This window comes from Aurantimonas aggregata, assembly GCF_010500835.1.
GTDB classification, from domain to species: domain Bacteria; phylum Pseudomonadota; class Alphaproteobacteria; order Rhizobiales; family Rhizobiaceae; genus Aurantimonas; species Aurantimonas aggregata.
The window spans coordinates 76,321-90,484 of the sequence record NZ_JAAAMJ010000014.1 but is presented as its reverse complement, the minus strand read 5'-3'; the positions used below and the strand labels follow the sequence as shown (position 1 = coordinate 90,484).

The window sequence follows — 14,164 nt, the reverse complement described above, 5'->3', positions numbered from 1 at the left end:
CGTGAAGGCCAGGCAGCGCGTCACGATCCTCGGCGGCGGCGCCGGGGGCCTGGAACTGGCCATCGGCCTGTCGCGGCGCAGCGACATGGACGTCACGCTGGTCGACCGGGTCAGCACGCATCTGTGGAAGCCGCGGCTGCATGAATTCGCCGCCGGCACGGTGAACTCAAGCCTTGCCGAGATGAGCTTCTATACGCTCGCCGGCATGCACGGCTTCCGCTTCGAGCAGGGCGACGTCGAGACGATCGACCGAACCGCGAAGACGGTGCGCCTGGCCGAGATGCGCAGCGCCACCGACCAGTTCATCACCGCGTCCCGCTCGCTCGCCTATGATTGCTGCGTCGTGGCGCTCGGCGGCTTGACGGCGACCTTCAACACCGAGGGCGTCGCCGAACACGCCATAAGGCTCGACGAGAAGAGCGACGCGGAGGAATTCCGCGACCTGTTCATCGCCCTGATGATCCATGCCCGCGTCAGCCGCGAGCCGGCACATGTGGTGATCGTCGGCTCCGGCGCGACCGGCACCGAGCTGGCCGCGCATCTGCGCCTGTCGGAGCAGGCCTTCGCGCATGAGCGGGGCAGCGACGAGATGCGCCCGCTCCTGAAGCTGACGATCCTCGAGGCGGCGCCGCAGCTGATGCCCGGGGCCGACGAGGGCCTGCGCAAGAGCGTTTCCGACCGGCTGGATCAGCTCGGCATCGTCGTGCGCACCAATGCGGCGGTCGACCTTGTGAGCGAGACCGAAATCCGCATCAAGACCGGGGAAGCGTTTCCCGCCGACGTCACCGTCTGGGCCGCCGGCCTGACCGGTCACCCGCTGCTGAAGCAGCTCGCCGATTTCGAGATGGACAAGAAGGGCCGCATCGTCGTCGACGACCGCCTGCGCTCCAGCATCGACCCGGCGATCACCGTCATCGGCGATGCGGCGAGCTTCACGCCCGAGGGCGCCGAAGCGCCGCTGCCGCCGACGGCGCAATGCGCCAGCCAGCAGGCCGACTATCTCGTCTCGGCGCTGCCGGAGCTTCTGGCGGGCGGCACGCCCAAGCCCTTCGTCTACAACGACCGGGGCCGTCTGCTGTCGCTCGGCGGCGCGGGCTCGGTCGGCCTCGTCGGCTTCCTGCGCAAGAACGATTTCCTCGTCGAGGGGCGCTTCGCCACGGCCGCCTATCACGGCCTGCAGCGCCGTCATCAATGGTCGGTGCTCGGACCGCTCCGGGGCTCGGTCGCCATCCTCGCCGACATGATGTCCCCGACAAGCGGACCGGCGATGAAGCTGCACGGCTGACGCCGACCGGGGATCGCCCGCCACGGGCGGTCCCGCCGAGAATAGCTGAAAGGACACCATCATGACGCATCCCGTCATCGCCGAAGGCAACGTCGCCGTCGTCACCGGCGGCGGCTCCGGCATCGGCCTCGCCGCCGCCACCCGCTTCGCCGAGGCCGGCATGGTCGTGGCGATCGTCGACCGGCTGGCCGATCGGCTCGCGGCGGCGAAGAGCACCATCGCGGAAGCCGCGCCGGGCGCTACCGTCCTGACCCTCGATACGGATGTCGGCGACAAAGCCGCCGTGGAGGCGCTGGCGAACGAGCTGTTCGGCCGCTACGGCGCCGTGCACCTGCTGCTCGACAATGCCGGTATCCAGCCCGGCAGCGACATCTTCGACACGCGCGGGACATGGGACGCGGTGCTGCGGACCAATCTCGTCGGCGCGATCCAGGTCGCGCAGATCTTCGGCGAGCGCATGGTGGCGAGCGGCGCGCCGGGCCTCATCGTCGTTTCAGGCTCCAAGCAGGGCATCACCATGCCGCCGGGCGATCCGGCCTACAACGTCTCCAAGGCCGGGCTGAAGGCCTTCACCGAGGCGCTGCAGCACGATCTGCGGGGCCGCGACGGCTGCCGCGTCGAGGCAAGGCTGCTGATCCCCGGCTTCGTCTACACGGCGCTCACCAAGGGCGACCGCTCCGAGAAGCCGGCGGGGGCCTGGACGCCGGAACAGACCGTCGACTTCATGCTGGAACGGCTCGGCACGGACGAATTCTACATCCTCTGCCCGGACGGCGAGGTGACCCGCGAGATCGACGCCAAGCGCATCGCCTGGACCGCCGGCGACATCACCGAAAACCGCCCGCCGCTGTCGCGCTGGCACAGGGACTGGGCGGAGAAGTTCAGGGCGTGGGCGGCGAAGACGGATTGATGTCGGACACGCCTTCTCGCGCCACGGCGAGGAGGCGATCGACTTCGACCACCCGCTCCAGCTCCGCCGCGATCTCGTCCAGCGCCGCCTCCACCCCGGCCCGATAACCCGCCGTCGACCCCGTGAGCCCGAACCGGGCGAGAAAGTCGCGGCGCCAGGTGTCGGCGCCGAACAGGCCGTGGAGGTAGGTGCCGAAGACCCGGCCGTCGGCGGAGATCGCGCCGTCGGGCTGGCCGTCGAGGAAGCAGACCGGCCGGGCACAGTCCGGCCCGAAGCTGCGGCCGAGATGGATCTCGTAGCCGTCGAGCGGGGCGCCGTCGGGCGTCGTTGCCTTCGCCTCGCGGACGGTCTTCTGCGGCTCCATGACGGTCTCGACGTCGAGCAGGCCGAGCCCAGCCGCCTCGCGCACCGGTCCCTCGATGCCGTCCGGGTCGCGCACCGTGCGGCTGAGCATCTGGTAGCCGCCGCAGAGGCCGACGACATGGCCGCCGCGAGCATGATGGGCGAGAAGATCGCGGTCCCAGCCGTTGGCGCGGAAAGCGGCGAGGTCGCCGATGGTCGATTTCGAGCCGGGAATCAGGACGAGCGCGGCGTCGGCGGGCAGTCGCTCTCCGGGGCGCACGAAGGCGACCTCGACATCGGGCTCCGCCTTCAGCGGGTCGAGATCGTCGAAATTGGCGATGCGGCCGAGCAGCGGCACGGCGATCTTCAGCGCCTTGCCGGCGCCGGGCGCCGACAGCCGCTCCAGCGCGACGGAATCCTCCGCCGGCAGCCGTGACGCGGCGGCCAGATGCGGCACGACGCCGAAGCTTGGCCAGCCGGTGAAGCCTGTGATCGCCGAAAGCCCGTCGTCGAACAGCGAGACGTCGCCGCGGAACTTGTTGATCAGGAAGCCGGCGATCATCGCCCGGTCTTCGTCCGGCAGGATGGCGTGGGTGCCGACCAGCGAGGCGATGACACCGCCGCGGTCGATGTCGCCGACGAGGATCACCGGCACCCCGGCGGCCGTCGCAAAGCCCATGTTCGCGATGTCGCCGGCCCGAAGGTTGATCTCGGCCGGAGAGCCGGCGCCCTCGACGATGACGAGATCGGCCTCGGCAGAGAGCCGGGCGTAGCTTTCCAGCACCGTCTGCAGGAGGCCAGCCTTCAGACGCTGGTAGTCGCGGCCCTTCGCCTCGCCGACGACCTTGCCGCGGACGACGACCTGGCTGCCGGTCTCGGACTGCGGCTTGAGCAGCACCGGGTTCATGTCGACGGTCGGCTTGGTGCCGCAGGCCAGCGCCTGCAGCCACTGCGCCCGGCCGATCTCGCCGAAGGCGTCGGAGCCGGGGATCGCCGCCACGGCGGCGTTGTTCGACATGTTCTGCGGCTTGAACGGCCGCACGGCGAGGCCGCGCCGCGCGAACAGCCGGCAGAGCCCGGCGACCAGCACCGTCTTGCCGACATCCGAGCCGGTACCCTGCAGCATGATGGCGGGAGTTCGCTTCATGCCGGTCATGAGAGCAGCAGTTTTGTCGCCAGCGCCAGGCACACCACCACCAGCAGCGGCCGGATCAGCCTGGCGCCGAAGCGCATGGCGAAGCCCGAGCCGATCCGCGCGCCGACGAATTGCGCGACGCCCATGGCGAGGCCGAGCTTCCAGAGAAGCGCCCCGGAAAAGGCGAAGATGACGAAGCCGCCGAAATTCGAGGCGAAGTTCAGGAGCTTGGTGTGCGCCGTCGCCTTCAGGACGCCGTAGCCGGCGAGCGTCACGAAGGCGAGCATGAAGAACGAGCCGGCGCCCGGGCCGAAGAGACCGTCATAGGCCGCGATGAGCGGCACCAGGAAGCCGGCGAACAGCGCCGGCGAGATCCGCCGCTCGGCGTCCTCGTCCGACAGGCCCGGCTTGAAGGCGAAGTAGACGGCGACGGCGATCAGCAGGAACGGGAGGAGGGTTTCCAGGACGTCGGTCGGCAGCACCATCGCCGCCAGGGCGCCGACCAGCGCGCCGGCGAAGGAGAGCAGCGCCGTGGGCATCAGCTTGCGCAGGTCGACATGGCCCTTGGCGGCGTAGCTGATAGAGGCGGAGCCCGAGCCGAACAGCGCCTGCAGCTTGTTGGTGCCGAGCGCCGTCAGCGGGTCGATGCCGCAGAGCAGCAGCGTCGGGATCGTCACCAGCCCGCCGCCGCCGGCAATCGAATCGACGAAGCCGGCAACGAAGGCGGCAAGTACGAGGAGGGCGAAGATCTCGGTCGGCATGGCGGTCTTTCGGCGCGCTTCGGGCGCGATCTGGGCGTCGTGGCAGGCGAGGTACCGACGAGAGGATAAGGGGCTTCATTGGTCATCCCGCGCGTCGAACGGCGATTCCTGCCCGGATCGCCCGACGACGACGCGCGAGACGAAGGCCGAGAAGGGGTCCGATTCAACGCCTGGGATGACGAAACGGAGAGGGGTTCCACCGCGTCTTGGTATCGCGCGCCTGTCGCAAAGCCAACTTGATTTGACGCCCGGCCCGCGGTGCTGTTTACGTCGACCCGCCTGACGGTGCCCGTATTCGGGCTGAGAGAAATTCCGGTGAGGCCGACCCAAGCAGGGGGCCAGGACGGAGCTGTCGGATCGGTCCGCGTGGGATAGTCTCGCGCGTCTCCTCCGGCGTTGCGAGGAGTGCGTGATGAAAGCCCTGATGCTGTGCGGCCATGGCAGCCGCGACCAGGCCGCGATGGTCGAATTCGGCGGTCTCGCCGACAAGCTCCGCACCCGCCTGCCGGACTGGTCCGTCGAGCACGGCTACCTTGAGTTCGCCAAGCCGGTGATTCGCGACGGGCTCGACAAGCTGAAGGCGAGCGGCGCCGAGACGGTGCTGGCGCTGCCCGGCATGCTGTTTGCCGCCGGCCACGCCAAGAACGACATTCCCTCGGTGCTCAACACCTATGCCGCCGCGAACGGCCTGCGGATCGAGTATGGCCGCGAGCTCGGCGTCGACCTGAAGATGATCCGCGCCGCCGGCGAGCGCATCAAGGAATGCCTGCGGGCGGACGGCTGGCATGACGGCGAGGCGCTGCACGACACGATGCTGGTCGTGGTCGGCCGCGGCGCGTCGGATCCCGACGCCAATTCCAACGTCGCCAAGGTGATGCGGATGCTGTGGGAGGGCCTCGGCTTCGCCTGGGGCGAGACGGTCTATTCCGGCGTCACCTTCCCGCTGGTCGAGCCGGGGCTCGAACATGCGAGCCGCCTTGGCTACAAGCGGATCGTCGTCTTCCCGTATTTCCTCTTCACCGGCGTCCTGGTGCGGCGGATCTACGACCAGACCGACAATGTCGCTTCCGCCCATCCCGACATCCGCTTCCTGAAGGCGCCCTATCTCGGCGCCCATGAGCTGGTGGTCGAGACCTTCGTCGATCGTCTCGGGGAAATTCTCGAGGGCACCAACAACATGAACTGCCAGATGTGCAAGTACCGCGAGCAGGTGCTGGGCTTCGAGGCGGAAGTCGGGCTCGCCCAGGAGAGCCACCACCATCACGTCGAGGGCGTCGGCTCCTCGCTCGACTGCACGCTCTGCGACACGGTCTGCACCGGCGCCTGCCGCGATGTCGCGCCGGCCGCGCCGCGCCACGAAACCGCCCATGCGCACGGGCATGACCACGGTCATGATCATGACCACAAGCATGACCATGCACACGACCACGCGCCGGGCCACGTCCACTCGCATGCCGAAGGCGAGGCGGGCGGGCACCCTCATCCCCACTCGCATTCGCACGGCGGACACGACCATTCCCACGATCACCACCACCACCCCTATCCGCATGCCGACCATCCGCTCGGCCCACGCTCGATGCGTCGTCCGTGACGCGCCGTCGCGGCCGCGAGGCGGCCTCGTGACGCCGAACCGATCGAGCAGCCGATGAGCGCCCTCTTTGATCGCTACGTCATCGTCGACTGGTCGGCATCCAACGCGCCTGCCAAAGGCAAGGATTCCGTCTGGATCGCCTTTGCCGAGCGCGAGGGCACCGAGACGCGGCTGGTCGAGACGATCAACCCGCCGACGCGGGCTGCCGCGATGGCGCGGCTGGAGGCCTATTTCCGCCAGGCGCTGGCGGACGAAAAGCGCGTCTTCGCCGGCTTCGACTTTCCCTTCGGCTATCCGGCCGGCGGCGCCGCGGCGATTGCCGGCAGCCCCGACTGGCGCGCCCTCTGGGGCTTCTTCGCCGATGCGCTGCAGGACCTCGAGACCAACACCAACAACCGCTTCGAGGTCGCCGGACGGCTCAACCGCGAGCAGCTCGCCGGCATGCCGATGTACTGGGGCCGACCGATGCACCAGGTGGTGCCGGGCCTGTCGGCGACCAAGCCCGATCCCTATCCGACAGGACTGCCGGAAAAGCGCGTGGCCGAGGCCCGGGCCGGCAAGGCCCAGCCCGTCTGGAAGCTCAACTTCACCGGCAGCGTCGGCAGCCAGGCGATCACCGGCATCGCCCGGCTCGAACAGCTGCGCCGCAACCCGGAATTTGCCGATCATCTGGCCGTCTGGCCGTTCGAGACGCGCTTTGCCTCGGCGCTGAATGCGCCGATCGTGCTGGCGGAGATCTATCCCGGCCTCATCAAGATCGAGCAGGGCGACAAATCCGCGATCGACGAGGCGCAGGTCGAGACGCTGGCGACGATCTTCAGCCGCTTCGACGCCGACGGACGCTTCGGCGAACTGCTCGCCGCGCCCACCGATCTGCCGGCCGATCAGGCCGCGACCGTGGTGGCGGAGGAGGGCTGGATCGTCGGCCTCGGCCACCGGCTGGCCGAGGCGCTTGGCGAGGACGACCCGGAGGCCTATGTCGCGCCGGGCGCGCGGCTCAACTATCTGCGCGATCCCGACGCGATCTATGCCGAGAGCTTCCGGCTGATCCGTGCCGAGACCGACCTGTCGCAACTGCCGGACGACGCGCAGGACCTCGCCATCCGGCTCGTCCATGCCTGCGGCATGCCGGAGATCGTCGCCGACCTCCTGCTCTCGCAGGATGCGATCGCGGCGGGAAAGGCGGCGCTCGCCGCCGGTGCGCCGATCCTCTGCGACAGCGAGATGGTCGCCCACGGCGTCATTCCCGGCCGGCTGCCGCAGCAGAACAAGATCGTCTGCCGGCTCTCCGATCCGCGCACAAGGCGCATCGCCGAGCGTGACGGCACGACGCGTTCGGCGGCCCAGGTGGACCTCTGGAGCGAGCTGATGGAGGGCGCGGTCGTCGCCATCGGCAACGCCCCGACGGCGCTGTTCCGCCTGCTGGAACGGCTCGACGAGGGCGCGCCAAGGCCGGCGCTGATCATCGGCATGCCCGTCGGCTTCGTCGGCGCGGCCGAATCCAAGGCCGAGCTGGTGCGCGATTCGCGCGGCATTCCGTATGTGACGATCGCCGGCCGGCGCGGCGGCAGCGCCATGGCGGCGGCGGCGGTGAACGCGCTCGCCAAGGGGCTCGACTGACCATGGCCGACCCGGTGCGGCCCTGGCTGGCGGGCCATGACGACGGCGGCAAGCCCGCGGAGGCTACGCCGGAAAGCCCGTGGCTGACGGTCATCGGCATCGGCGATGGCGGGCTGGACAGCCTGTCGGACGAAGCCCGGCAGCTGCTGGCCGACGCGACGACCGTCTTCGGCGGCGAGCGCCACCTCGCCATGCTCGGCGACACCGACGCGCAGACGATCCCCTGGGTATCGCCCTTCGCGGATTCGATCGAGCGCCTTGCCGCCTGCGCCGGGACGCCGACCGTGGTGCTCGCGACCGGCGACCCGATGTGGTTCGGCGTCGGCGCGACGTTGACCCGGCATTTCACGCCAGCGGCGATGCGCGTCATTCCTGCGCCGGCGGCCTTCCAGCTGGCCTCGGCCAGGCTCGGATGGCCGCTGCAGGACTGCGCCTGCCTCACCGTCCATGGGCGGCCGGTCGAGGCCGTCGCGCGGGCACTGGCGCCGGGCGCACAGCTGCTTGTCTATTCGGCCGACGGCCAGTCGCCGCAGGCGCTGGCGCGGCTCCTGACCGGTCGCGGCTACGGCCCGAGCCGGATGATCGTGCTGGAGCATCTCGGCGGCGAACGCGAGCGGGTGCGCGAGACGACGGCCGCCGGCTTCGACCTGGATGAGGTCGCCAACCTGAACACCGTGGCGGTGGCCTGCGTCGCCGGCCGGGCGGCCGAGCCGCGGCCGCTTGTCGCCGGGCTTCCGGACGACGCCTTCGTCCATGACGGCAAGATGACCAAGCGCGTGCTGCGGGCGCTGGCCCTCGCGGCGCTGGCGCCGATGCCGGGCGAATTGCTCTGGGATGTCGGCGCCGGCTCCGGCTCGATCTCGGTCGAGTGGCTGCGAAGCGCCGTCCGGACGCGTGCCATCGCCATCGAGCCGATCGAAGCGCGCCGGGCGATGATCGCCGAGAACGCCGCGACGCTGGGCGTGCCGGAACTCGTCGTGGTCGCCGGATCGGCACCCGAAGCCTTCGACGGGCTCGACCAGCCGGATGCCGTGTTCATCGGCGGCGGCCTGACGGACGGCGTTTTCGACGCGGCATGGGAGGCGCTGCGGCCGGGCGGGCGGATGGTCGCGCATGCCGTGACGCTGGAATCGGAAGCGCTGCTGATCGGGCTGCATGAGAAGCTGGGCGGGGAGCTGATGCGCGTTTCGGTGGAGCGGGCCGAGAAGGTCGGCCCCTATCGCGGCTTCAAGCCGTCGATGACCGTCATCCACTGGCATTTGAGCAAGGGCATCGGCCGATGAGCGGCACGCTCTACGGGCTCGGCGTCGGGCCCGGCGATCCCGAGCTGCTGACGCTGAAGGCACTGCGCATCCTGCAGTCCGCCCCCGTCGTCGCCTATCCGGCGCCGGATCACGGCACGAGCTTTGCCCGCTCCATCGTCGCCGCGCATCTGGGGCCGCACCAGGAAGAGATTCCGATCGTCGTGCCGATGCGCGTCGAGCGGTTTCCGGCCGCCGCGGTCTACGACAAGGCAGCGTCCGCGATCGCCGGTCGGCTCGCCGCGGGCCATGACGTCGCCGTGCTCTGCGAGGGCGACCCGTTCTTCTACGGCTCCTTCATGTATCTGTTCGAGCGGCTGGCCGATCGCTTCCCCACCGAGATCGTCCCCGGCGTGACCTCGGTTTCCGCCGCCTCGGCCCGGCTGCAGCGCCCGCTGGCGGCGCGCAACGACGTCCTGACGGTGCTGCCGGCGCCGCTCGACGACGACGCCCTCCAAGCGCGCATAGAAGCCTGCGAGGCCTTCGCGATCATCAAGCTCGGCCGGCATTTCGCCCGTGTCCGCGCGTTGCTCGAACGGCTGGGCCTTGCCGACCAATGCGCGCTTTGCGAGCGCGTCACGCTCGACGCCGAGCGCATCGTGCCGCTGGCCGAGATCGACGGGGACGTGCCGTATTTCTCGATGATCCTCGGCTATCGCGGCGCGGAAGCGGCGATCCTGCGCGGGCTCGGAGCCCAGCCAGCAGCGGAATCTGCATAATGACCAAGCCGGCCATCGTCATCCTCTCCGATTCCGCGCGTCCCGTCGCCGCGCGGATCGCCGCCGCCACCGGCGGCACGATCCATGGCGCCAGCGCCCGCTGCGCCGACGTCGCCGTCAGCTTCGACAGCGCAGCGACGCATCTGCAGGCGCTCTACACGGAAGGCCGGCCGATCGTCGCACTGATGGCGACGGGCGCGCTGGTGCGCATGCTGGCGCCGCTCCTCGCCGACAAGCATCGCGAGCCGCCGGTCGTCGCCGTCGCCGAGGATGGCTCGGCCGTCGTGCCGCTGCTCGGTGGCCACCATGGCGCCAACGATCTCGCCCGGGCTATCGCGGCGGCGCTGGGCACGGCGGCGGCCATCACCACCGCCGGCGATTTGCGCTTCGGCGTCGCGCTGGACGCGCCGCCGCCGGGTTGGCGGCTGGAGAACCCGGACTTCGCCAAGTCTGCCATGGCCGAGCTGGTCGCCGGCGGCACGGCGCGGCTCGCCGGATCGGCGCCCTGGCTGGAGGCCGCGCGGCTGAACTTCGCCGCCGACGGCGATGTGCTGCTGACGGTCACTGACGCCGTCCGCGCACCGAACCCCGGCGAGTTGCTCTACCGGCCGCAGAACCTCGTGCTCGGCATCGGGAGCGAGCGCGGCGCGCCGGTGGACGAGGCGATCGCGCTCTCCGAGGCGACGCTGGTGGAAGCCGGCGTGAGCCCCTTGGCGCTCGCCTGCGTCGTCTCCATCGACCTCAAGGCGGACGAGCCGGCCGTGCATGCGGTCGCCGCGCATTTCGGCGTCCCGGCGCGGTTCTTCGCCGCGTCCGCGCTGGAGGCCGAGGCCCCGCGCCTCGAAACGCCCTCCGAGATCGTCTTTGCCGAGACCGGATGCCATGGCGTCGCCGAGGGCGCGGCGTTGGCGGCCGTGGGCGCCGAAGGCCGGCTGCGCCTTGCCAAGCGCAAGAGCCGCCGCGTCACGGCAGCTTTGGGTGAAGCGCCGCATCCGGTCGACGCCGCAAGGATCGGCCGCGCGCGCGGCACGCTCTTCGTCGTCGGCATCGGACCGGGCGGCGCCGAATGGCGCTCGCCGGAGGTCAGCCGCATGGTGGCGGAGGCCACCGACCTCGTCGGCTACTCGCTTTATCTGGACCTCTTGGGTCCTCTGGCCGACGGCAAGACGCGGCATGATTTCGCGCTCGGCGAGGAGGAAACGCGGGTGCGCCACGCGATGCTTCTGGCCGGCGAAGGCAAGAGGGTCGCGCTGATCTGCTCGGGCGATGCCGGCATTTACGCCATGGCGACGCTGGTCTTCGAGCTTCTCGAGAAGGGAGGCCTCGCCGACGGCGCAAGGCGCGCCGAGATCGTCGTCTCGCCCGGCATCTCGGCGCTGCAGGCGGCCGCCGCCCGCGCCGGCGCGCCGCTCGGCCACGATTTCTGCACCATCTCGCTGTCCGACCTTTTGACGCCCTGGGCGGACATCCAGACCCGCGTCCGCGCCGCGGCGGAGGCGGACTTCGTCATCGCCTTCTACAACCCTGTCTCGCGCAAGCGCCGCACCCAGCTGGCCTTCGCCCGCGACGAGCTGCTGAAGCACCGCCCGCCCGGGACCCCGGTGATCCTCGCCACCAATCTCGGCCGTCCGGGTGAGCGCGTGCGGATCGTGACGCTCGCCGAACTCGACGTCGACGATGTCGACATGCTGACCGTGGTGATCATCGGCTCGTCGGAAAGCCGGTGCTTCACCACCGGCGACGGCAAGGCCTGGGCCTATACGCCGCGCGGCTATGCGGGCAAGGCCGGGACGGGGATGGCAGGTGGAAGCAAGGGAGAAACCGCATGACCGTCCATTTCATCGGCGCCGGCCCCGGCGCGCCGGATCTGATCACCGTGCGCGGGCTGCGGCTGATCGAGGCCTGCCCGGTCTGCCTCTATGCCGGGTCGCTGGTGCCGGAAGAGGTGGTGAAGGCGGCGCCCGCAGGCGCCCGCGTGCTCGATACCGCGCCGATGAATCTCGACGAGATCATCGCCGAGATGGAAAGCGCGCATGCCGCCGGCCAGGACGTCGCGCGGGTGCATTCGGGCGATCCCTCGCTCTATGGCGCCGTCGCCGAGCAGATGCGACGGCTGAGGGCACTGGGCATCCCCTTCGACGTGACGCCGGGCGTGCCGGCCTTCGCGGCGGCTGCCGCGGCGCTGCAGAAGGAACTGACCGTCCCCGAGATCTGCCAGACGGTGATCCTGACGCGCACCGCGATGAAATCCTCGCGCATGCCGGAGGGCGAGGAACTCTCGACGCTCGGCCAGAGCGGCGCGACGCTCGCCATCCACCTGTCGGTCCGCAACATCCCGCACATCCAGCGCGAGCTCCTGCCGCTGCCGGCCTACGGGCCGGACTGCCCGGCGATCGTCGCCTACCGGGTCGGCTGGCCGGACGAGGCCTTCATCCACGGCACGCTCGCCGACATCCATACGAAAGCCCGCGAGGCCAAGCTGACGCGCACCGCGCTGATCTTCGTCGGGCGGGCGCTGGGGGCGGAGGATTTCGTGGATTCCCACCTCTATGACGCGACGCAGGTGCATCTGCTGCGGCCGAAGCGCAAGGCGGCGGTCTGAGGCGGCTCAAGGCGCGATGGCGGCGATGATTTCCTCCACCGAGCGGACGACCGGCGGCGGAGGCTCCGGCGGGCGGTCGATCATGATCACGGACAGGCCGAGCTCCCGCGCCGCCGCGATCTTGGCGAAGGAGGCGCTGCCGCCGGAATTGCGGCAGACGAGATGGGTGACGGCGAGCCGGGCCAGCAGCGCGGCTTCGTCCGCGACGTCCGCCGAGGGCCGCGCCAACACGATCTCGGCCGGGAAGGGCAGCGGCGGCACCGGCGCCTCGATCATCCGGACGACGGGCTTGAGATCCGGCCGCGCCGCGAACGGCGCCAGATGCTGGCGACCCAGTGCCAGGAACGGCCGTGCATTGGCCGGCAAGGCATCGCGCGCGCCGGCGAGGCAGGCGACGGATGTCCAGCGGTCGCCGTCTTGGGCGACCCAGGGCGGGCGCACCAGCGCGATGCGGCGCGTGCCGGTGGCGTCCGCCGCGCGGGCGGCATTGCGGCTGATTCCGGCAGCGAAGGGGTGGGTCGCGTCGAGGAGGCAGGTCACGCCCTCCTGGCGCAGATATGCCGCCAGGCCATCGCTGCCGCCGAAGCCGCCGACCCGAACTTCGCAATCGGCCGGGAGCACCGGGGTGGTTGTGCGCCCTGCGAGCGACAGGATGATCCGCGCGTCCGGCCGCGCCGCGCGCAGCGCCGCGATGAGCTTGTTGGCCTCGGCGGTGCCGCCCAGCACCAGGAAGGTCTCAGCCGACCCGGGCAAGCACGCCTCCGTCGCGGTCGACGACCAGAATCTCGACGCCGACCGGCGCGCCGCGCAGGATCTCCAGCGCCGCCCGGCGGGCCGCTTGCGCCACCGGCGCGGCAAGGTCGATCCCCTCCGCGCGGGCAAGGTCGAGCACGGCCTTGGCGGTGTTGGCAGCGAGGATCTTGGGGCGCAGCGCCTCCGCGCGTTCGGGCGCGGCTGCGGCGACGAGGTCGGCGAGAAAGGCGAGGTCGACCTGGCTGCGGCCGGAATGCAGGTCCATCGCCCCCTGCGCCAGCTTGGTCAGCTTGGCGAAGCCGCCGGCGATGGTGAGGCGGTCGACCGGATGGGCGCGCAGATATTTGAGCAGGCCCCCGGCGAAGTCGCCCATGTCGAGCCAGGCGATCTCGGGCAGGTCCGGATAGAGCGCGCGGGCCGCCGCTTCGCTGGTCGAGCCGGTGGCGCCGACGACGTGGGAAAGCCCCGCAGCGCTCGCCACGTCGACGCCGCGGTGGATCGAGTGGATCCACGCGGCGCAGGAGAACGGATGGACGATGCCGGTCGTGCCGAGGATCGACAGGCCGCCGACGATGCCGAGGCGGGGGTTCCAGGTCTTTTCCGCCAGCGCCGCGCCGCCGGTGACGCCGATCTCCACCAAGACGTCGGCGGCCCTTCCATGCGCCGCGCAGAGCGCCGCGACGACGTCGCCGATCATCCGGCGCGGCACCGGGTTGATCGCCGGCTCGCCCGGCGGCAGCGGCAGGCCGGCGAGCGTCACCGTGCCGACGCCTTCGCCGGCGCGAAAGACGAGCCCCGTGCCCGGCGCGCCGAAGCGCACCGTCGCGACGATCTCGGCCCGATGCGTCACGTCCGGATCGTCGCCGGCATCCTTGATAATCGTCGCCATGGCGGTGCCGCCGCCGAGCGCCTGGCGGTTCAGCGCGAAGGCGGGCGTCTCGCCCTTCGGCAGAGTGATGCCCACCGGGTCGGGGAACTCGCCGGTGAACAGGGCCGTCAGCGCCGCCTTGGTCGCGGCGGTCGCGCAGGCGCCCGTCGTCCAGCCGCGGCGAAGCGGCCGGTCCGCCGCCGCATCGTCACTCTTGTCCTCGCCGCGCCTGACGTTCATGGCAGGCTTATAGGCCGCGCCCCGACGGCCGCAAAGC

General features: G+C 70.7%; 12 protein-coding genes. 8 read left to right on the top strand and 4 right to left on the bottom strand.

The features are described from left to right. Window position 1: 1 nt before the first annotated feature. On the top strand, window positions 2-1,285 hold the full coding sequence (locus GTW51_RS16485; RefSeq protein ID WP_163045165.1) for an FAD-dependent oxidoreductase: 1,284 nt from the start codon (window positions 2-4) through the stop codon (window positions 1,283-1,285). 61 nt (window positions 1,286-1,346) lie between these two features. Continuing rightward, on the top strand, window positions 1,347-2,195 hold the full coding sequence (locus tag GTW51_RS16480; protein WP_163045126.1) for an SDR family NAD(P)-dependent oxidoreductase: 849 nt from the start codon (window positions 1,347-1,349) through the stop codon (window positions 2,193-2,195). Here the strand turns inward: GTW51_RS16480 and GTW51_RS16475 are convergent. Together GTW51_RS16475 and GTW51_RS16470 are read right to left on the bottom strand one after the other, a co-directional pair. Further along, window positions 2,167-3,684: a cobyric acid synthase gene (locus GTW51_RS16475; RefSeq protein WP_163045125.1), complete on the bottom strand. Its 1,518-nt coding sequence runs from the start codon at window positions 3,682-3,684 to the stop codon at window positions 2,167-2,169. The genes GTW51_RS16480 and GTW51_RS16475 overlap by 29 nt on opposite strands. A gap of 5 nt (window positions 3,685-3,689) precedes the next feature. Beyond that, window positions 3,690-4,433, bottom strand: coding sequence for a TSUP family transporter (locus tag GTW51_RS16470; protein WP_163045124.1), 744 nt, complete (start codon window positions 4,431-4,433; stop codon window positions 3,690-3,692). A gap of 412 nt (window positions 4,434-4,845) precedes the next feature. Between GTW51_RS16470 and GTW51_RS16465 the strand changes: the two genes are divergently transcribed. The 6 genes from GTW51_RS16465 (at window position 4,846) to cobM (ending at window position 12,266) form a co-directional block, all read left to right on the top strand. Beyond that, entirely contained in the window at window positions 4,846-6,024 is a 1,179-nt protein-coding gene (locus tag GTW51_RS16465) for a sirohydrochlorin chelatase (protein ID WP_163045123.1), read from the top strand. Window positions 6,025-6,963: 939 nt separating this feature from the next. Continuing rightward, window positions 6,964-7,644 (top strand): precorrin-8X methylmutase, encoded by a 681-nt coding sequence (locus GTW51_RS24015; protein WP_246233230.1) that lies wholly within the window; start codon window positions 6,964-6,966, stop codon window positions 7,642-7,644. A gap of 2 nt (window positions 7,645-7,646) precedes the next feature. Continuing rightward, on the top strand, window positions 7,647-8,927 hold the full coding sequence (cbiE, locus tag GTW51_RS16455; protein ID WP_163045121.1) for a precorrin-6y C5,15-methyltransferase (decarboxylating) subunit CbiE: 1,281 nt from the start codon (window positions 7,647-7,649) through the stop codon (window positions 8,925-8,927). Continuing rightward, window positions 8,924-9,664 carry a precorrin-2 C(20)-methyltransferase gene (gene cobI / locus GTW51_RS16450; protein WP_163045120.1) on the top strand — a complete coding sequence of 247 codons (741 nt, stop codon included), beginning with the start codon at window positions 8,924-8,926 and terminating at the stop codon, window positions 9,662-9,664. The genes cbiE and cobI overlap by 4 nt, the downstream gene beginning before the upstream one ends. Beyond that, window positions 9,664-11,493 (top strand): precorrin-3B C(17)-methyltransferase, encoded by a 1,830-nt coding sequence (gene cobJ, locus GTW51_RS16445; protein WP_163045119.1) that lies wholly within the window; start codon window positions 9,664-9,666, stop codon window positions 11,491-11,493. Before cobI ends, cobJ begins: the two co-directional genes overlap by 1 nt. After that, window positions 11,490-12,266, top strand: coding sequence for a precorrin-4 C(11)-methyltransferase (gene cobM, locus GTW51_RS16440; RefSeq protein ID WP_163045118.1), 777 nt, complete (start codon window positions 11,490-11,492; stop codon window positions 12,264-12,266). The genes cobJ and cobM overlap by 4 nt, the downstream gene beginning before the upstream one ends. Window positions 12,267-12,272: 6 nt before the next feature. On the opposite strand, the gene GTW51_RS16435 is transcribed toward cobM, so the two are convergent. Together GTW51_RS16435 and GTW51_RS16430 are read right to left on the bottom strand one after the other, a co-directional pair. Further along, complete coding sequence (locus GTW51_RS16435) at window positions 12,273-13,019, bottom strand: cobalt-precorrin-6A reductase (protein WP_163045117.1); 747 nt, start codon at window positions 13,017-13,019, stop codon at window positions 12,273-12,275. Beyond that, window positions 13,003-14,127 carry a cobalt-precorrin-5B (C(1))-methyltransferase gene (locus GTW51_RS16430; RefSeq protein WP_163045116.1) on the bottom strand — a complete coding sequence of 375 codons (1,125 nt, stop codon included), beginning with the start codon at window positions 14,125-14,127 and terminating at the stop codon, window positions 13,003-13,005. Before GTW51_RS16430 ends, GTW51_RS16435 begins: the two co-directional genes overlap by 17 nt. Window positions 14,128-14,164 lie beyond the last annotated feature (37 nt).